General features: G+C 69.6%; 20 protein-coding genes and 3 pseudogenes. 11 read left to right on the top strand and 12 right to left on the bottom strand.

All coding sequences use genetic code 11. The annotated features are described in order from the left end of the window. Nucleotides 1–92: 92 nt before the first annotated feature. The 8 genes and pseudogenes from AB0O67_RS03155 to AB0O67_RS03120 form a co-directional block, all read right to left on the bottom strand. A complete protein-coding gene (locus AB0O67_RS03155) occupies nucleotides 93–1,127 on the bottom strand; it encodes an ABC transporter permease (protein ID WP_365445204.1) in 1,035 nt (344 codons plus the stop codon). Next, nucleotides 1,124–2,086 carry an ABC transporter permease gene (locus AB0O67_RS03150; protein WP_365445201.1) on the bottom strand — a complete coding sequence of 321 codons (963 nt, stop codon included), beginning with the start codon at nucleotides 2,084–2,086 and terminating at the stop codon, nucleotides 1,124–1,126. The genes AB0O67_RS03155 and AB0O67_RS03150 overlap by 4 nt, the downstream gene beginning before the upstream one ends. Continuing rightward, a complete protein-coding gene (locus tag AB0O67_RS03145; RefSeq protein WP_365445198.1) occupies nucleotides 2,079–3,641 on the bottom strand; it encodes a sugar ABC transporter ATP-binding protein in 1,563 nt (520 codons plus the stop codon). The genes AB0O67_RS03150 and AB0O67_RS03145 overlap by 8 nt, the downstream gene beginning before the upstream one ends. Before the next feature lie 73 nt (nucleotides 3,642–3,714). Next, nucleotides 3,715–4,809 carry an ABC transporter substrate-binding protein gene (locus AB0O67_RS03140; protein ID WP_365445195.1) on the bottom strand — a complete coding sequence of 365 codons (1,095 nt, stop codon included), beginning with the start codon at nucleotides 4,807–4,809 and terminating at the stop codon, nucleotides 3,715–3,717. Between the two features lie 200 nt (nucleotides 4,810–5,009). After that, nucleotides 5,010–6,017, bottom strand: coding sequence for a LacI family DNA-binding transcriptional regulator (locus AB0O67_RS03135; RefSeq protein ID WP_365445192.1), 1,008 nt, complete (start codon nucleotides 6,015–6,017; stop codon nucleotides 5,010–5,012). A gap of 493 nt (nucleotides 6,018–6,510) precedes the next feature. After that, nucleotides 6,511–6,737: pseudogene (locus AB0O67_RS03130) on the bottom strand (VOC family protein); the annotation flags it as partial. A gap of 220 nt (nucleotides 6,738–6,957) precedes the next feature. Next, nucleotides 6,958–7,620, bottom strand: a complete 663-nt coding sequence (locus AB0O67_RS03125) for a methyltransferase domain-containing protein (protein ID WP_365445189.1) — start codon at nucleotides 7,618–7,620, stop codon at nucleotides 6,958–6,960. Between the two features lie 119 nt (nucleotides 7,621–7,739). Beyond that, a complete protein-coding gene (locus AB0O67_RS03120) occupies nucleotides 7,740–8,033 on the bottom strand; it encodes a hypothetical protein (protein WP_365445186.1) in 294 nt (97 codons plus the stop codon). 443 nt (nucleotides 8,034–8,476) lie between these two features. Between AB0O67_RS03120 and AB0O67_RS03115 the strand changes: the two genes are divergently transcribed. Next, nucleotides 8,477–9,142 (top strand): HD domain-containing protein, encoded by a 666-nt coding sequence (locus AB0O67_RS03115; RefSeq protein ID WP_365445184.1) that lies wholly within the window; start codon nucleotides 8,477–8,479, stop codon nucleotides 9,140–9,142. Nucleotides 9,143–10,134: 992 nt separating this feature from the next. On the opposite strand, the gene AB0O67_RS03110 is transcribed toward AB0O67_RS03115, so the two are convergent. Then, nucleotides 10,135–10,422, bottom strand: coding sequence for a hypothetical protein (locus AB0O67_RS03110; protein WP_365445183.1), 288 nt, complete (start codon nucleotides 10,420–10,422; stop codon nucleotides 10,135–10,137). Nucleotides 10,423–10,614: 192 nt separating this feature from the next. On the opposite strand from AB0O67_RS03110, the gene AB0O67_RS03105 reads away from it, so the two are divergent. The 9 genes and pseudogenes from AB0O67_RS03105 (at nucleotide 10,615) to AB0O67_RS03065 (ending at nucleotide 13,885) form a co-directional block, all read left to right on the top strand. Then, entirely contained in the window at nucleotides 10,615–10,806 is a 192-nt protein-coding gene (locus tag AB0O67_RS03105; protein WP_365445180.1) for a hypothetical protein, read from the top strand. A gap of 91 nt (nucleotides 10,807–10,897) precedes the next feature. After that, nucleotides 10,898–11,284, top strand: a pseudogene (locus AB0O67_RS03100) (2-phosphosulfolactate phosphatase); the annotation flags it as partial. Nucleotides 11,285–11,286: 2 nt separating this feature from the next. Next, nucleotides 11,287–11,466 (top strand): annotated as a pseudogene (locus AB0O67_RS03095) (aminoglycoside phosphotransferase); the annotation flags it as partial. 208 nt (nucleotides 11,467–11,674) lie between these two features. Further along, on the top strand, nucleotides 11,675–12,037 hold the full coding sequence (locus AB0O67_RS03090) for a hypothetical protein (protein ID WP_365445177.1): 363 nt from the start codon (nucleotides 11,675–11,677) through the stop codon (nucleotides 12,035–12,037). A gap of 72 nt (nucleotides 12,038–12,109) precedes the next feature. Continuing rightward, nucleotides 12,110–12,703 (top strand): TetR/AcrR family transcriptional regulator, encoded by a 594-nt coding sequence (locus AB0O67_RS03085; protein ID WP_365445174.1) that lies wholly within the window; start codon nucleotides 12,110–12,112, stop codon nucleotides 12,701–12,703. A gap of 131 nt (nucleotides 12,704–12,834) precedes the next feature. Further along, a complete protein-coding gene (locus AB0O67_RS03080; RefSeq protein WP_365445171.1) occupies nucleotides 12,835–13,203 on the top strand; it encodes an SDR family NAD(P)-dependent oxidoreductase in 369 nt (122 codons plus the stop codon). Further along, nucleotides 13,188–13,367, top strand: a complete 180-nt coding sequence (locus tag AB0O67_RS03075) for an SDR family oxidoreductase (protein WP_365445168.1) — start codon at nucleotides 13,188–13,190, stop codon at nucleotides 13,365–13,367. Before AB0O67_RS03080 ends, AB0O67_RS03075 begins: the two co-directional genes overlap by 16 nt. A gap of 69 nt (nucleotides 13,368–13,436) precedes the next feature. Then, nucleotides 13,437–13,766 (top strand): NAD(P)-binding domain-containing protein, encoded by a 330-nt coding sequence (locus AB0O67_RS03070; RefSeq protein WP_365445165.1) that lies wholly within the window; start codon nucleotides 13,437–13,439, stop codon nucleotides 13,764–13,766. Beyond that, nucleotides 13,763–13,885, top strand: coding sequence for a hypothetical protein (locus tag AB0O67_RS03065; protein WP_365445163.1), 123 nt, complete (start codon nucleotides 13,763–13,765; stop codon nucleotides 13,883–13,885). Before AB0O67_RS03070 ends, AB0O67_RS03065 begins: the two co-directional genes overlap by 4 nt. Before the next feature lie 99 nt (nucleotides 13,886–13,984). Here the strand turns inward: AB0O67_RS03065 and AB0O67_RS03060 are convergent, their stop codons facing one another. Further along, nucleotides 13,985–14,311, bottom strand: a complete 327-nt coding sequence (locus AB0O67_RS03060) for a nuclear transport factor 2 family protein (protein ID WP_365445160.1) — start codon at nucleotides 14,309–14,311, stop codon at nucleotides 13,985–13,987. A 161-nt stretch (nucleotides 14,312–14,472) separates the two neighbouring features. Here AB0O67_RS03060 and AB0O67_RS03055 point away from each other — a divergent pair, with 161 nt between their 5' ends. Continuing rightward, the gene (locus AB0O67_RS03055) at nucleotides 14,473–15,414 is read left to right on the top strand and encodes an AraC family transcriptional regulator (protein WP_365445157.1); all 942 of its coding nucleotides are present in this window, start codon (nucleotides 14,473–14,475) and stop codon (nucleotides 15,412–15,414) included. Nucleotides 15,415–15,597: 183 nt separating this feature from the next. Here the strand turns inward: AB0O67_RS03055 and AB0O67_RS03050 are convergent, their stop codons facing one another. Next, nucleotides 15,598–16,392, bottom strand: a complete 795-nt coding sequence (locus AB0O67_RS03050; protein ID WP_365445154.1) for an oxidoreductase — start codon at nucleotides 16,390–16,392, stop codon at nucleotides 15,598–15,600. Nucleotides 16,393–16,576: 184 nt separating this feature from the next. Continuing rightward, nucleotides 16,577–17,152 (bottom strand): TetR/AcrR family transcriptional regulator, encoded by a 576-nt coding sequence (locus AB0O67_RS03045; protein ID WP_365445151.1) that lies wholly within the window; start codon nucleotides 17,150–17,152, stop codon nucleotides 16,577–16,579. Nucleotides 17,153–17,588: the final 436 nt, after the last annotated feature.

The following is a 17,588-nucleotide window of genomic DNA, read 5'->3' as shown; positions in this document are numbered from 1 at the left end:
GCGGAAGGCGGCCGGGCACGGGGGTACCGGCCGCCTGGATCCGGACGCGGCGGCCGGGATCGCGCATCGCGCGGCTGCCGCGTCCGGGGCTTTCACATCAGTTGCCGTCTGCGGCCCAGCCAGGTCTGGGCGACGACGACCACCGCCAGGAAGGCGCCGCTGACGACCTGCTGGTAGGAGGAGTCGAGGGAGCCGATCTGGTTGATGACGTTCTGGATGACCTTGAGCAGCAGGACGCCGACCAGCGAGCCGCTGACGTAGCCGAGGCCGCCGGTGAGCAGGGTGCCGCCGATGACGACGGCGGAGATGGCCTCCAGTTCCATGCCGTTGCCGAGGATGGTCACGCCGGAGGCGAGCCAGGCGGCGTTGAGTGCTCCGGCCAGCCCGGCCAGCAGTCCGGAGAGGGTGTAGACGAGGATCTTGGTCCTGGCGACCGGGGCGCCCATCAGGGCCGCCGCGTCCTCGTTGCCACCGACCGCGTAGACGTGCTGTCCGAAACGGGTGCGGCGCAGTACCACCGCTCCGGCGGCGAACAGGCCCAGCGTGATCCACACCGGGTTGCCGAGGCCGAGGGTGCTGCCCTGACCCAGTTCGGCGAGGAACGAGCCCTTGCCGATCAGGAAGGTGTCCGCGCCCTCGTCCGTGATGGCGAGCATCAGGCCGCGTGCGCCGAGCATGGCGGCCAGCGTGACGATGAAGGGGGCCAGTCGGGAACGGGCCACGAGCAGCCCGTTGACGACCCCGATCAGTCCGCACACCGCGAGCGGCAGCAGCAGCGCCACCAGGGTGCCGTGGCGCGACCCCCAGGAGGCCAGGACCCCGCCGAGCGCGAACAGGGAGCCGACCGACAGGTCGATGCCGCCGGTGATGATCACGAAAGTCATGCCGAGGGCGACGATCGCGAGGAACGCCGAACTGGTCGCCATGTTGCCGACGTTGTCGCCGGTGGCGAAGGAGTCGAAACTGAACGACGCCACCAGGCAGACGAGCACCAGCACGGCCAGCGCGCCGTGCTGCTGGATCAGGGCGCTCAGACGCTCGGAGCGGGCGGAGCCGACCGGTTCGGTCTCCTCCGAGGGCTGCTTGCTCGCGGTGGTCACGGGTGCGTCCGTCCTCGTGGCGGTCATCGCTTCCCCCGTCCCCGTGCCGCGTACACGGCGGCGACGATCACTATGGCCTGGGCGATCTGGGTCCAGGAGGGCGGCAGATCGTGCTTGATGAGGGTGGCTGTGAGCAACTGGATCAGGACGGCCCCCGCCACGGTGCCGGCGATGTTGACCCGGCCGCCGGTCAGCGGGGTGCCGCCGACGACGACCGCGGTGATGGCGGAGAGCTCCATCAGATTGCCGAGGGAGGTCGGGTCGCTCGCCTGGAGGCGGGCGGTGGCGAGTACTCCGGCGACGGCGGCGAGCAGGGCGCAGACGACGTACACGATGATCAGTACGCGGCGTACGGGCAGTCCGGCGAGCTGCGCCGCGGGGCGGCTGTCGCCGATCGCGAGCAGTTGGCGGCCGAAGGTCGTGCGGCGGACCACGAAGGCCAGCAGCAGCGCCAGGGCGGCGGCGATCAGGATCAGGTACGGGATGCCGAGGAGGTCGCCGGAGCCGAGGGAGGCCAGTGCGGGGTTGCGCAGGTCCTCAAGTTGCGGCAGCAGGACCAGTGCGAGGCCCCGGCCGCCGACCATCAGCGCCAGGGTCGCGACGATCGGCTGCACCCCGACGAACGCGACCAGTGCGCCGTTGGCCAGGCCGACACCGGCCGCGAACACCGCCACCACCAGCAGCGCGGGCAGCAGGCCGTAGCCGAGGTAGAGCGCGGTGACGGAGGCCGCCAGCGCCATCACGGCACCGACCGACAGGTCGACGCCCTCGGTTCCGATGACCAGCGCCATGCCGAGCGCGACGATGATGACCGGCGCGACCTGCACGGCCTGGGTGCGGAAGTTCTCCGCGGACAGGAAGTGCGGGGTGATGACGATGTTGACGACGAGCAGGACCGCCACCCCGGCGTAGACGCCGTAGGTCTGCAGCCACCGCAGCACGCGCGTCTTGTCCAAGGGAGCGGTGCGCAGGGCGGCCTCAGCCATCGATCGCCGCCTCCTCGGTCAGGTCGGGCGCGGGGGCTTCCCCGGCGATGGTCCGCATCAGCTTGTCCTCGGTGACGTCGTCGCCGGTCAGCTCGCCGACGACGGCACCGTCCTTCAGTACGACCACGCGGTCGGACCCTTCGATCAGTTCCTCCAGGTCGGAGGAGATGAGCAGGACGCCCAGGCCGTCGGCGGCGAGTTCGTCGACGAGTTTCTGCACCTCTGCCTTGGCGCCGACGTCGATGCCGCGGGTGGGCTCGTCCAGGAGCAGCACCTTGGGGTTCATCGCCAGCCAGCGGGCGAGCAGCACCTTCTGCTGGTTGCCGCCGGACAGTTCGCCTACCTTCTGCTGCGGCGAGGACGCCTTGATGCGCAGTCGCTTCATGAAGGTGTCCACGATGCCGTCGACGCGGGCCTCGGAGACCAGGCCGAAGCGGGACAGGCGGGGCAGGACGGCGAGTGCGATGTTCTCGCGGACCGACAGGCCGGGGACGATGCCCTCGCTCTTGCGGTCCTCGGGGAGCAGGCTCACGCCCGCCCGGATCGCGGCCGGCGTGGAACCGCCGCGCAGCGGGACACCGGCCACGGTCACGCGGCCCGAACGCAGCGGCAGGGCGCCGGAGATGGCCTTCGCCGTCTCGGTACGTCCGGAGCCGAGCAGGCCGCCCAGTCCGACGACCTCGCCGGGCCGGATGCTGAGGGAGACGCCGTGCAGCTGGTGCGGGACCGTCAGTTCCTCCGCTTGGAGCACCGGTTGTGCGCCGGTCGCGCCGTGGTCGCCGGTGAACTTCGTCAGGCCCTCCTCGCGGACCTCCCCCATGTCCCGGCCGAGCATGGTCGACACCAGGGTGAGCCGGTCGAGGTCGGCCAGCCGGCCGTGGTGGACGCGACGGCCGTCGCGCAGCACGGTGACGGTGCTGCAGACGGCGTACAGCTCGTCCAGGCGGTGGCTGACGTAGACGACCGCGATGCCCGCGTCGCGCAGGCGCCGGATCACCGAGAACAGGGTCTCCACCTCACGCGGTTCGAGGGAGGAGGTCGGTTCGTCCATGACGACGATCCGCGCGTCGGTGGCCACGGCACGGGCCAGTGCCACCATCTGCTGGGCACCGACGCCGAGGGTGCGCAGCGGCCTGCGGACGTCCACCCGGACGCCGTAGGTGCGCAAAGCCTGCTCGGCCTCGCGGTTCATGCGGGCGACGTCCAGCACGCCGAGGCGGTTGCGTGGCTCCCGGCCCAGGAAGAGGTTGCGGGCGACGCTGAGCAGCGGGATCAGATTGACCTCTTGGTAGATCGTCGAGATCCCCGCCTTCTGCGCCTCCAGGGGGGTGGCGAAGGAGACCTCGCGGCCCTGGAAGGTGATCTCTCCGGCGTCGGGCCGGTACACGCCGGTCAGGAGCTTGATGAGGGTGGACTTTCCGGCGCCGTTCTCGCCGATGAGGGCGTGCACCTCACCCGCGTGCAGGGTGAGGTCCACGTCGTCCAGGGCCCGGACGCCGGGGAAGGTCTTGCTCAGGCCGCGGACGGCGAGGACTTCGGCGGGTGGTGCCGCCACCTGTGCCTCCAGGAAGAAGTGATCGAGGAAGGACGGTGGGGGCCCGGGCAGCGGGTCCGGGCCCCGTGCAGGTTCAGTAGGCCTTGCCGATGTCCGTCTTCGCGTTGTCCTCGGTGTAGGCGCCGTCCTCGATGACGATGTCCTGCGCGACTTCCTCGCCCTTGGTGAAGGTGTCCAGCGTCTGGAACGCCAGCGGGCCGAAGCGCGGGTTGGACTCGATGACGCCGCTGATCCAGCCGTCGACGATGCCCTGGACGGCGTTGCGGGTGCCGTCCACCGTGACGATCTTGACGGCGCCCGGCTTCTTCCCGGCACCCTTGAGCGCGGCCACCGCGCCCAGGCCCATCTCGTCGTTCTCGGCGTAGATGCCCTTGATGCCGGGCTTGGACTGGATGAGCTGCTCGGTGACCTGCTGGCCCTTCTCCCGGGCGAAGTCACCGGTCTGCTCGAACACCACCTCGAGGTCGGGTGCCTTCTCGGCGATCCGGTCCTTGAAGCCCTTGGTGCGCTCGGTGGTGACGTTGTTGCCGGCCGAACCGAGCAGGATCGCGACCTCTCCCTTGCCGCCCGTGGCCTCGATCATCTGGTCGGCGGCGCGCCGGCCCTGCTCGACGAAGTCCGAGGCGATGAAGGAGACGTAGTCCTTGCAGGCAGTGGCGTTGATCTTGCGGTCGATCGTGACGATCGGGACCTTCTTGGCGGCCGCCGCCTGCAGCACCGGGTCCCAGCCGTCGGAGTTGAGCGGGGCTATGACCAGCAGGTCGGCGCCCTTGGCGAGCAGGTCCTGGACGTCGCTGATCTGCTTGGAGAACTGCGACTGGGCGTTGGCCGTCAGCAGCTTGACGCCCCGCTTCTCGGCCTCGTCCTTGATGGACTGGGTCTCGGCGATGCGGAACGGGTTGGCCTCCTTCTCCGACTGCGAGAAGCCGACGGTCGCGCCCTTCAGGTCCAGCTTCTCGCCGCCGTAGGCGTCGACGGTGCAGGTCTTGCTCCCCGGCTTGGGCGTGGCGACCTTCTGCTCGGCGCCGGCGGCGGGCGGGGACTTGGTGTCCTTCGACGCGTCGTCCTCCGACTTGGCGCATGCGCTGGCGGTCAGGGCCACCGCGGCGGCCAGGGCCACGACCGTGGGTCGGGCGAGGAGGCGAGGACGGTGAGTTGTGCGCTGCATGGTGACCCCGATCCGGGCGACGCTGAAAGGGAACTAGGGAGGTGCGGCACAGTGCGCGAACACTGCTCTCCCTCTGGCGGAAATTGTTGGCAGGTCCGCCGCAAAGAGGTTTTTACATCGTTGGAAGGATGCTGTAAACCCCCTCTGCACGGGGGCACTTGGACTGCGGGAAAGCGGAACCCGCCGCAGGGGCGGCCGCCCTAGCGACGCCCCACGGTGCTCTCCCGCTCCACCAGGCTGTAGTCGGCCCAGATCCGCCGGGGTTCGGGAGTCGCGCCGTTGAGCCGGGCGAGCACCGACTCGACGGCGAGCCTGCCGATGGCTTCCTTGTCGGGCGACACGGAGGTGAGGGTCACCGCGCCGAAACGTCCTTCGACGACGTCGTCGAAGCCGACGACGGCGATGTCCCCGGGAATCCGCAGCCCTCGCTCGTGCAGCGCCCGCATGGCACCGATGGCCATCGGGTCGTTGTAGGCGAACACCGCGTCGGGGCGGCGCCCGCTGTCCAGGATGCGGGTCATGGCCGCGGCCCCGTCCGCGTGCCCCCAGCCCACGGTCTCGGCCACGAGCCCGTCATCGGCGGGGAGTCCGGCCGCGGTCAGCTCCTCACGCCAGCCGCGCACACGCAGTTGGGCCGGCTCGCTGCGCCCGCGCCGGGCGCCGATGAAGGCCACCTCCCGGCGCCCGAGCCCGACCAGATGCCGGACGGCGGCGCGGGCCGCCGCGACGTTGTCGATGGCGATGTGGTCGTAGGGCAGGTCGTACTCCCGCTCGCCGAGCAGCACCAGCGGCACCTGCTCCGTACGGTCGCGAAGGTCGTCGGTCTCCAGCTCGATGGGGCTGAGGATGAGCCCGTCGATGACGCGGGCCCGAAAGCCCTGACTGACCAGCACCTCCTGCTCGCGACGGCCCCCGGTGTGGTCCAGCAGCACGATGTAGTCGTGCGCGGCGGCGGCGTTGATGACGGCGGCGGTCAGTTCGGCGAAGTACGGGTTGCCCAGTTCGGGCAGGGCGAGCGCGATGATGCCCGTGCGACCCTTGCGGAGGTGCCGGGCCGTCAGATTGGGCTGATAGCCGAGAGCGTCGATGGACCGCTGGACGCGTTCGCGCATGGCCGGTGTGACGTGCTGGTAGTTGTTCACCACGTTGGAGACGGTCTTGATGGAGACCCCAGCGTGCGCGGCGACGTCCTTGAGGCTGACCCGCACGGCATTCCCTTCGAAGTGGCCCCGACTCGGGTGGTCGGGGCGGGTGCCGTGTCGTCACCGTGAGCCGTGCGCCGAGTCCCTGTGGGTGATCTTTACAACGTTATATATCCGCGATCGGCACGCTGACAAGGCACCGGTCGCCACCTTCCGGAAGGAGGCGTGGCGCGTGGGGTCGGTACGGCGAATCCCGGCCGGTGCGGGGCATGCCCTCCGGAGGTTGTCATCTCGCAGGTGTCGTCGTCGTGCGACGCGGCGGACGACGAATCGGCGGACGACGAATCGGTGGCCGGGGACTCGGATGCCGGCGGCGGTGGAGTCGTTGATGCCGGGGATGTGGAGGGTGGCCTCGTGGCGGACGGCGAGCTTGTCGTCCCGAGTGGTGGCGACGGTGTGAGGACGTCCGAGCCGCTAGGTGCCGCGTTCGACGGCGTGCCGGCGGCCCGCGCCCACATCCCGGATCAATCAGGTCGGACCGCCTGCCAGGTCGGACCGCCTGCCCGGTCTGGCCGATGTCGGCCGGGCGGGCACCGAGCTTCAGCAGGCGTTCGAGCTCGGCGTCCTCATCGCGGTCGGTGGCGTTGACGTCGATGTGCAGCCGGGACTTCCCGGGCTCCGGCTCGTCTCTGCGGCTGAGGATGATCGTCGGCTGCGGGCCGCCGAAACCTTCGCGCGGCCCGATCGAGGTCCTGGACTCCGTGGAGCTCGATCGCAACCGAGCACGAGTTCACTGAAACGACAGGTTGTTGACGAAACCTCATTTGGGGGTGGGAACTGCCGGGGTGCCCGCGGGCAGATCGCTGGGGCTCCTGGCGGTGAGGACACTCGCGCGACCGTACCGGGCGAGGCGAGCAGTGGCGAGCTGATTTCAGTGCCTCGCCCGGCTGGTACGACAGGCGAGGGCGACAGGCCGCGCACTGCCTCGGGACCTGTTTTCGATCGGTCAGGCTGCCTCTGTCGAGGCTTTGCGGGCGAGCAGGTGAATCTCCCGGAACTGCCGTCTGTCGGTGGGCTGGGGCTCGCGAACCGTCCGGGCCACCTCCGCCAGTCCGGACCCGCGCAGCAACGCGGCGAGGTGATCAGGCGACCACCGATAGGCCGGCGCGACCGTGTGATCGAAGACCTGCGTCGGGTGAGACGGATCGTCGGTTGCCGAGAAGCCGACCAGGAGGTGACCGCCAGGTGCAAGCACACGATGGAACTCAGCCAGGACGACGGGCAGTTCCTGGGGCGGAATGTGGATGATGGACCACCGTGAGAGTACGCCGTCCAGCGCCCCGTCAGCGATGTCCAAAGCGGCCATCGAGCCCACGGCGAACCTCAGGTCCGGATGGGCCTGGCGAGCCAGCTCGATCATCGCAGCAGAGGCATCGACACCGAACGCCGCCAGCCCCAACCCGTCGAGATGGGCGGTCACATGGCCAGGCCCGCACCCCAGGTCCGCGACCTGGCCGTCACCGCTCTCCCGCACGGCCTCGGCGAAGACACCCAAGATCGCGCGGTCCAGGGGACTGTCGCGCAGTGTGTGGCGGAACAGCTGCGCATAGGTGGGGGCAACAGCGTCGTAGGCCTCGCTGGTGGCGCGGAGGGAATCGGGATCGACCATGCTCGCGACGGTAGTTCCTTGCGGCGCGGTGCGAGAAGGTGACCGATGGTGCTCCGCAAGCGGAGCCGCTGATGTGCTCTGCCGAAGAAGGCCTCGAACAGGGTGCCTGACGGTCGTCGTCAATCCGCGTACAGGAAAATCAGGCAGAGAGCGGCGAGCGGCACGACAGACGCGCCGAGCAGCGTCAGTGCCCCCGAAACCGCCGCCGTCAGCGGCTCCCTGCCTTTGCGCCAGCCCGAGCGGAACACCACATGGGCCAGGACGAGCGGCAGCGCCATGAGGACGAGAAAGACCACCGGCGCCGAGAGCCGGCCGAAGAGGGTGGTGCCGGTGTCGGTGACCAGGTGCCGGGCGGTCGAACCGAAGACGACCGCCGGTCCGGCCAGCAGGCCGACCGAGAGGACCGACGCCACGGCGACGGTCAGTCCTTCGGTCAGCCGTTCAGCACGCGTGCGCTCCCGGCGCCCTTCCCGTGTCCCGCCGTACCCCATTGCCCTTGCCCCCCAGGTGCCGCAGCGCGATGTCGTCCATCGTCTGTGACCGAGCCGCTCAGCCTGTGGCCACGCGGACTGATCCTGACAGGGCTCCCGGGCCAAGGAGTCGATCGTCTCATGCCGGACCGTCGGCGTTCGGTGCGCTCCGCACCGAGAGGTGGCGTCCGCGAACTCCGCCACTGCTGAACGGCCCAAGACCTTCTCCTTGTAGTGGCCCAGGCAGCTGGGCCACCACGGGGCTAGGGTCGAGATGTGACCACCACTGCCGGCCTCTTCCGCTTCGCCTTGCCACGCGGCGAGTCCGGTCTGACCGCATGGCCACCCAGGGCCCCGCGTTCCGTTCAGCAGAAGGAAAACATGCCATGCCCGTGAAGCCACCGAACAGCAGTGCGCATCTGGCGACGTCCGGCATCACCCTCGGCGATTTGGTGGTCCCGGACACCGCGGCCTCGGCCGCTGCCTTGGAGCTGGCGTCCGCATACCACTCCCCCGCGCTGCTGAACCACTCCGTCCGGGCCTATGTGTGGGCAGCCGCCCGTGCCAGGGCGCAAGGAATCGATGTCGACTCCGAACTCCTCTACGTAGCCGCCATGTTTCATGACATGGGGCTGGTGGCCGAGTTCGACAGCCACACCGTGTCGTTCGAGGTGGCCGGCGGCCACGTGGCGCGGGTGTTCACCGCCGGCGCCGGGTGGCCGGCGGAACGCCGAGAACGGCTGGCAGAGGTCATCGTCCGCCACATGTGGCCCGAGGTCGATGTCTCCATGGATCCCGAAGGGCACGTACTGTGCCGGGCGACAGCTCTCGAGATCGTCGGCAGGGACGCGGACGACTTCGCCCCCGAATTCATGGCCGAAGTACTCGGGCGCTACCCTCGACTCGGTCTCGCGGCGGAATTCCTGACGTGCTTCCAGGAGCAGGCGAGGCGCAAGACCGACAGCTCCGCAGCCGGGGCCGTGCGGTCAGGACTCCAGACCAGGATGGCCGACAACCCGCTGGACCTGCCCCGGCCCCCGGCCGATCACTGAAGCCCCCGTCACGCCGCTCCCTCCGACCCCGCAGTCGCCAGGAACGCCCAGGTCAGGCAGACCAGCGGTCGGGGTCGGCAATCGGGACAAGATTCCCAGGTGGTGGAAACCGCGCGGAGCACGCGCGGCACGTTGAGGTCAGGCACTGCGAGCGCGGCACCGTCAGGCGGTCCTCCGTGCGGGAAGCGACGCGGGAGCCGGGACCGGCAACCGGTCGGTGCCGGTCAGGCGACCGAACGCCTGGTCGCCGAAGTGAGACGCGAAGCCCACGTTCGCGGCTCCGCGAGTTTCGCGGCGAGGCACTCACGCGCGGTGATCATGTGACGTCGGTGCGTGTCGTGCCGCGAGGGCCACTCGGGAGCCGGCCGTCCCGTTCGGCCAACAGACCCCCCGCCGACATGGCCACACGACCCTGTGCGTCGAGCCTCCGGATGAGCGTCCCCGTGGTCCTCCGGGAAGCCCGGGAAGAAGGCCGACGGCAACATTGCCATCGCACCGTCCACGACATAGGTCAGCCGCCCGTCACCCACTTCGAGCGCGCGGTCGGCGGACTGCCGGTTCACAGCCCCGCTGTGCGCGTGTTCCTCTTTCCGTACTTTTGTCACTGCTCACCACCAGGCCGTTTCCTGGCCCGGCCACCGGCTCCCTGACCGGCGGAAACGGTCACCCGAGTGGCGGCATCGCCGCGACCTTCGGACAGTGAGAAACATGAACCGGCACCGACGCCCACCCCGGCGGGCCCCGTGGATCGCAGGCGGTGCCGCTGTGCTCGTCCTCGGTGGCATCGGCGTCTGGGCGCTGGTGGCGCCGGACGGCGGCACGCCCCGCCCGCGGCCGTCTGCCTCGGGCGACCTGTCCCTGCCCACGTTGCACCCACTACCGTCCTGGACGCCCACATCGCAGACGCCGAGCGCGGCACCGTCGACGCCGACACACACACCGGAGTCCACGCCGACGGCGACGGCCGGTCCCCACCGACCGGCAACGCCGAGCTACCAGCCCCCGCCGACGCCCCAACGCACGACAGCCGTCCCGTCGCCCGTACCGACGCCCGAGCCGAGCCTGACGCGGCCCTCGACACCGAAGCCGTCGACGACGGCACCGAAGCCTCCCTCGCCGCCGCCCACGCCGACGCCGACTTCATCGGCACCCGCGCCGTCCCCCACACCCACGCCGTATCCGTCTCCATCTTCGTCTTCATCTTCATCGACGATCGCGCCCACGCCCACGTCGCCGCCCTCCACGGTCGCGCCGTCGCCGTCGCCGACACGGTGGTACACGAGCACGACGGCAACAGCCGCTGCTCGGCGGATGGCTGCCGCCGGGGTCGTCGGTGACCCCGCCTGCTCGCTGGCAGCCGTCGGCCAACCGGATCCGGCGCTGCTCCCAAGAGGCCTCACCTCGGTGGGTACCGGGCAGGCCGGGCCCTACTGGTGTCTGATCTGGTAGCGACGGGCGAGGTACCGCCACACATGCTGTGGGCCCGTCGCGACGTGCGCCGCCGTGACACGGGGCGCACCCGCCTCCAGCACCTACTCGTCGGCGAACTGGAGATGCGCTACGAGAAGATGCTGCGCCCACAGGCCCGCCAGCTGATCATCGTCTACTACGCCGACCCGGACTCGCCCAGCCACGAGCGCCTACGTCTCCTCAGCGGTCGGTAGACGCAGCGGCGCGTCTCGACAGCGGGCAGCAGCCCATGCTGGGCCGGGCCAAACGTGCCCTTCGGATGGTCCGCGCCGTCACACTGGTGCGGTGGACCATCACTTCGTCGGCATCCCGGAGTTGACCGGCGTTCCGCGTGTCGCAGTCGTCATCGACGTCATGCGCGCCTTCACTGTGGCTGCCTGGGCCTTCTCACGTGGAGTCGAGAGGGTCGTCCTGGCCTCGACCGAGAGTGAGGCACTGGCCTTGAAGGCGAGCCACTCGGGTTGGCTGGCTCTGAAGGACGGGGCTCCGGCGGCGGGCTTCGACGCGGTGAACTCACCTGCCTTGCTCAGGTCATGCGATTTCGCCGGTCGCACGCTGGTGCAGAAGACGACGGCAGGAACCGTGGGCGCGCTGGCCGTCGCGGACGCGCCGCTGGTCCTGTGCGCGAGCTTCGTGGTGGCCGGCCCGACCGCGCGGTTCCTGCAGACCAGGGATTCGAGCCGGCCGCGGACCCGGCGACCCGTCGCCGTGCTCGTGGCTGGGCTGTGCTGAAAGCCCTCGCCTGCATCTTCATCGGAGACGCCGGCGTCCACGGCCGTCCGGGTGGCAAGCGCAGCTGGGGCCCACCCGGCTACGCCGCGCTGCGACGCCTCACCGCGACGGTCCGCCTCTGATCACCCGGTAGGGCGAGACAGAAGAAAGGGCCGGCGCACACGGGGGCCAGTTCTCCGCCGATCGGTCGGCGATGAAGCCGAGCACGGAGGCCGGGGCGGCGGGTACGAACTCGAAGTGGTCGTGTTCCCACTTGCCGGCGATGCCTCGTGTCCAGCGAAGCCTCAGGTTTCCTCGTCGAGGTGGTACGCAGCCGGGTGAACGGTTGAAGTGACGCCCGAGCCCCCAGGGAACGCGTGCAGGGTCGACGGCATTCGGGCGCTGGAGGAGACCGCGGCGGAACTGGAGACCGCCGTGGCCCTGCGGTACGGCATCCTGTACGGCCCCGGCACGTGGAACGCCCCGGGCGGTGCCGTCGCCGCGGCCCTGACGGGCGATCCCGGCGCACGCCTGTCGGCGTACCTGGACGCGGACCGCTCGGTCACGTCGTTCGGGCACGTGTCCGATGCGGCACGGGCCACCGTCGCCGCCCTGAACCAGCCTCATGGGGGCGGGGAATGCGGCGATCATGACTCGAACCGTATGCGCGGGCTTGCGGGCCCGCACGGACCAATCCGCAGGGAGGAGTCGTAGCCAATCACACAGGCCGGGCGCCCGCCTCGCAGGGCTATATTGAGTGAACACTTCACAAATCGGAGGTGAGCCATGGCAAGGGGACGCCCCCGCGAGTTCGACGCCGACCAGGTCCTGCAGGCGGCGCTGAACGTCTTCTGGGCCAAGGGCTACGAAGGCGCGACGATGGCCGACCTCACCGCGGCGACCGGACTCAAGCCCGGCAGCATCTACGCCGCCTTCGGCTCGAAGGCCGGACTGTTCAAACAGGTCGCCGACCGTTACGTGGCCACCGTCTTCTCGTACGGCCCCCAGGGCGTCGAGGCGGACAACATCCGGGAGGTCATCCGCCGCTGGCTCACCGGAGCCGCGCAAAGCACCACAGGAGAGACGACCCCGGCCGGGTGCCTTCTGGTACAGGGCGCACTCGCGACCAGTGACGCGTCCCGCGACGTCGCACTGGACCTGTGCGACCGACGCAAGGCCGCCCAGGTCATGCTCGCCGAGCGACTGACCCAGGCCCAGCAGGCGGGAGAACTCACCGCCGACGTCGATCCCCGCGTCGCCGCACGGTACGTCACCGCCCTCCAGGAAGGCATCGCCGTCGAGGCAGCCTCCGGCGCCGACCGCGAAACACTGCTCGGCCTTGTCGATCTGGCCATGCGACACCTGCCCTGGGAGGCATGAACCGCAGGACGGTTCCATTTCTTGAGCATGTACTCAATAATCAGCCGGGAAGCACGAGGGCACCCCGCGCCGCAGCCGGAACCCACGCAACTCGACAGCGGGCCCGCTGCACGGCCGGGACTGGAGTACTGATGACCGAGAAGGCATTGGCCGGCAAGGTCGCACTGATCAGAGGCGGATCCCGCGGCCTCGGCGCGGCCACGGCCGTCCGGCTGGCCCGCGAAGGCGCCGACGTCGCCATCAGCTACCAGTCGTCCGCCGAGAAGGCCCAGGAGGTGGTGAAGGCCATCGAGGAGTCCGGAGTACGCGGCGCGGCCTTCGTCTCGGACCAGTCCGGTCAGGAACAGGCCGCGCACCTCGTCGACTTGGTCATGGACTCGTTCGGTCGGCTCGACATCCTCGTCAACAACGCCGCCGCGTTCGTGACCGGACCCATCGACGCGGAGGACGCCGACGTGCGGGCAACGCGGTGCAGATCAGCTCCGTGGCCACCGACATGAATCCGGACGTCGGGCCGTTCGCAGACGTCCAGCGATCGATGAACGCCTTGGGCCGCTTCGGACGGCCCGAGGAGATCGCGGGGGCGGTCTCCTTCCTCGTCGGCCCGGACGCGACATTCGTGACGGGCGCGTCCCTGCGCGCCGACGGGGGCTTCATGGCCTGATGCCCTTGCCCGTCGCCGAGGGCTCGGCAGGCGCGGGAGTCAGCATCACTCGAAGAAGGTGGAAGTCATATGCGCATCGGCCTGATTGGCGCGGGCGCCATCGCCCAAGCTTCTGCCACCGCCGTCCTCCGCGGTGGGCACGAGGTCGTCTTCAGCAACAGCAGGGGGCCGGATTCCCTCTCCTCGCTGGCATCGTCCTGCTCTCTGTCCCTTGGCGGTCCATCCTCAAGGCGGTCGCCGGGCTGGAACCATGGAACGACCGGATCGTCATCGACACGAACAACCCTTTGCTGGCTCCTGACTTCGTCCCCGCGGACCTACACGGCAGGCCACATCTCGACGGCGGCAGGCGCGTCCAGTTCGTCTCTGGTGACGCACCGGAAGCCAGGGCGGCCGTGAGCCGGCTCCTCGAATCCGCCGGGTTCGCGGTGATAGATCTCGGCGGACTCGCCACCGGAGGTGCGCTCCAGCAGTTCCCGGGCGGCTCGCTTCCCACCCTCGATCTCGTCCGACTCTGACGCAGCCGGGTGGATCCAGCCCGTTCCGGGCCTGCGGCACTGGTCGGGCGCCAGGTCCGCGAGCAGGTGTACAGGTTCACCTTGATCCGTTCCGCTTGGTCACGGGCGGATGCGGAGGATCTTCACGTGGTCCTCGTCGAACTCCTCGAAGTGGAACTTCAGACCGACGACGGGGCTGCCCGGAAAGTCCCCGGCGACCGTGCAGGTCACGATCAACCCGTCTCCGACCGGTTCAAGGTCGGTGATCGTGTACTGGACGAGGGGAACCTCGGTGCGCCAGGCTCGGACGGCGTCGATGCCTACGTACTCCTTGCCTTCGTCCTCGACGAGAGCGTCGTCGGCGAACAGGGCGAAGTACCTGTCGGTCTCGGGTGCGGGAGCGAGCTCGAAGTAGCGCCGGATGATCGGGGGCGCGGCGGTTGTCATGCTTCTTTCTCCTCTTCGTGTCGACAGGTCACACAGTCGGACTCGTCTGACGGGCTTGCCATAGTGCAGCCTATGAAGATCATTGTGGATGATCCATGACTGGAAGTGGCGATGTTTTGTCCATTCGTCTTCATTCACAGCGGCATCTGTACGATCGAGGCATGGACGTAGTCAGCGACGCGGTCTCCGTCATCCGTACCGGTCGTCCACATGCCGCGCGCACCCGCCGGACGGCGCCGTGGGGACTGCGGTTCCCGGTCACCCGCGAGGTCGGCTTCCATGTCGTCCTGCAGGGCCGGTGCTGGCTCCTGCTCACGGGGCGGGAGCCGGTACCGCTGGGGGCCGGAGACGTCGTACTCGTTCCGCACGGCCATGAGATCGCCCTCGCCGACTCGCCCGACAGCGAACTCGTCGACGTCGCACCCGACATGGACGACACATGGGTGTCGGCCCCCGACACCGCAGGTGGTGCCGGCGACCTCACGCTCCTGATGTGCGGCTCGTACCATCTCGACCGGGCGGGCGCGCACCCGTTGCTCGCCGAGCTCCCCGCATTCATGCACCTCCCACGACGGGTGGGCAGTCGCACGGCGCTCAACTCGGTCGTCGACCTGCTCGGGGACGAACTGGACCAGCGCAGACCTGGCACCGATGCGGCGATTCCCGCGCTGCTCGACACGATGTTGCTGTACACCCTGCGCGCTTGGTACCAGGACCACGCTCCGCGCGGCACTGGCGGTTGGGCCGCGGCGCTGGCCGACCCGACGGTCGGCTCCGCACTCCAGCACATGCACGCCGAGCCCGCAGCTACTTGGACTGTCGAGAGACTGAGCCGACGGGCGGGCGTGTCCCGGTCCGCGTTCTCCCGGCGCTTCACCGAACTCGTCGGACGTCCGCCGATGGCGTACCTGACCTGGTGGCGGATGACCACGGCCGGACGGATCCTCCGCGACGACGACGCGCCGCTCCAGGCTGTGGCGGAGAGGGTCGGGTACAGCTCCGAGTTCGCCTTCAACCGCGCGTTCAAGCGGGAGTTCGGCGTCAGCCCCGGCGCTTACCGGCGGCGGGGCACCGGCCGGCAGGCCACTGCCTCGCCTGCCTGAGTCGGTGACCTGTTTCGGCCGGCCGCTGCGGTGCCGACCAGGCCGGTCCGGGCTGGCACAGGCCCGCGGGTGCGACTCCTGTCAGCTCTCCGCCAGGCTGCCACCAGACGTGGTCCGGCCCGGTCCAGCCTCGAGTCGGCCGGTCCGGCATAGCGACACCTCTGCACAGGCACGGCCGCCGGATCAGATGGTCTTGTTCTGGCCGCCGTCGATGAGGAATTCGGCGCCGGTGACGTTGCCCGCGACGGGCGAGGCGAGGAACAGGACCAGGTCGGCCACCTCTTGCGGCTCGGTGACGCGGCCGGTCGAGATCCCCATGGTCTGTGGGACCACCACGTCGAGGGCCTCCTGCGCGGTGGTGCCGGCGGCCGCCGCGGTCACGTCGGCGAAGCCGCCCGGCGCGGTCCAGAAGGGGGTGCGGACCGGACCAGGGGCGATGGCGTTGACGCGCACGCCACGCGGTGCGAACTCCTCGGAGAGCGACTTGGTGAGGTTGGTCAGTGCCGCCTTCGCCGCGGAGTAGTCCACGACGACAGGAAAGGGCAGCCTGGCGTTGATCGAACTGATGTTGACGATGGCGGCGTCCCCCGCCTCCAGCAGGTGGGGCAGGGCCGCACGGCTGCTCCGTACGGCACTGAAGAAGGTGATGTCGAAGACGCGCTGCCACTCCGTGTCGTCCACCTCGAGGAAGCCGGGCCGAGAGTCGGTCGCACCGAGATTGTTGACGAGGATGTCCAGCCTGCCCCGTTCGTCGACGGCACGCTGGACGAGCCGGTCCGCGCCGTCCGGCGTCGCGAGGTCCACGGGGACAACGGTGACGTCGTACTTGTCGCGGAGGGCGGCGAGCTCGGGCGTGCTGCTCCTGCTGCCGGCAACGACGTGGACGCCCTCGCGTCCCAGCGCCTCGACGGTCGCCAGGCCGATGCCCTTGCTGGCTCCGGTGACGACGGCGACCTTGCCCTTGAGGTGGAGCTCCATGGATGACCTTTTTCTGGATTGGTTAATACACAATGACGGTAGGCGAAGCCGAGGCACCACGCCACCGGGGCGCTACCGAACCGGTGACCGTGACCGGCCGAGCGAGCCGACCCAGCCGATCGAGTCGGCCGAGCCGGTCGGGTCGGGTCGGGTCGGGTCGGGTCGGTGGAGCTGATCGATTCGGTCAGTCCAGAGCGCGCAGGGCCGTCGACACCGCATCTTCGACGAAGGCCCGGCCCAGGCGGGCCTTACCCACCACTCGCAGGCCCTGGACGAAGGTGGTCAGGAAACGGGCGAGCTCTGCCGGATCCTTGTCGGGCGACAGCTCGCCTCGGGTTTTCGCTCGCTCCAATGCGCCGGCGAGAGCCGATTCCAGCAGTCGCAACGCGGCCGCCACCCTGTCGGCCGTGGTCGGATCATCGCTGCGCTCCGTGGCCGCGTTGACCACCAGGCATCCGCGCTCCGGCTCGGCAAGGTCGGCCTCGACCATCTCCAGCAGGACGCTCCGCACAGCGGTCCGCACGTCGGTGGCGTTCTCCAGCCGCTCGGCGAAGCCGTACGTGTACACGGAGCAGTAGCGTTCCAGCGCGCGGGCATAGAGTTTTTCCTTGGAGCCGAACGCCGCGTACAGGCTTCCGCTGCCGATCGACATCTCCCCGAGCAGGTCCTGCAGCGATGTCGCGGCATAACCACGTCGCCAGAACAGGTCCATCGCTCGATCGACTGCCGTGTCGACGTCGAACTCCCGATTGCGTGCCATACGCATCACCATAGCCGATTCTGGATTGGTCAATCAAATAAACTCTCGGGCTGCCTCTCCACGGCGGCGAAGAGGCCGTCCTCGTCATCCCGCCGGTGCCTGAACCGCCGCGCCGCACCCCTCCCCCGTCCACCCCGGGCCGCTGCTCGCAAGCCCATGCGGGTGGCTAGTTCTCCACTTCCCGGCGTCTTGTTGAAGGTGTGACCATCTTTGCGGCTGATCGATCGCCGCCGGCCAGCACCGCCGTCCGCCTGCCCCACTTCGCGAAGGGACGCCCTGTGAACACGCGCCGTACGAGAACCGCGTCTGCCGTTGCCTCACTCGCCGCCGCACTTTTGGCCCTGTCGGCCGGGTCTCCCTCGGCGGCGGCTCTCGACAGCCCGTCTGCCGCCCTGTACACAGGTCCGCGCTCGACGGGAACAGAGATCCCCCTGGA

This window comes from Streptomyces sp. NPDC086077 (assembly GCF_040686175.1).
Lineage (GTDB): Bacteria > Actinomycetota > Actinomycetes > Streptomycetales > Streptomycetaceae > Streptomyces.
Note: the sequence above shows the minus strand (reverse complement) of the source record. Positions and strands in the feature narration are given on the sequence as shown.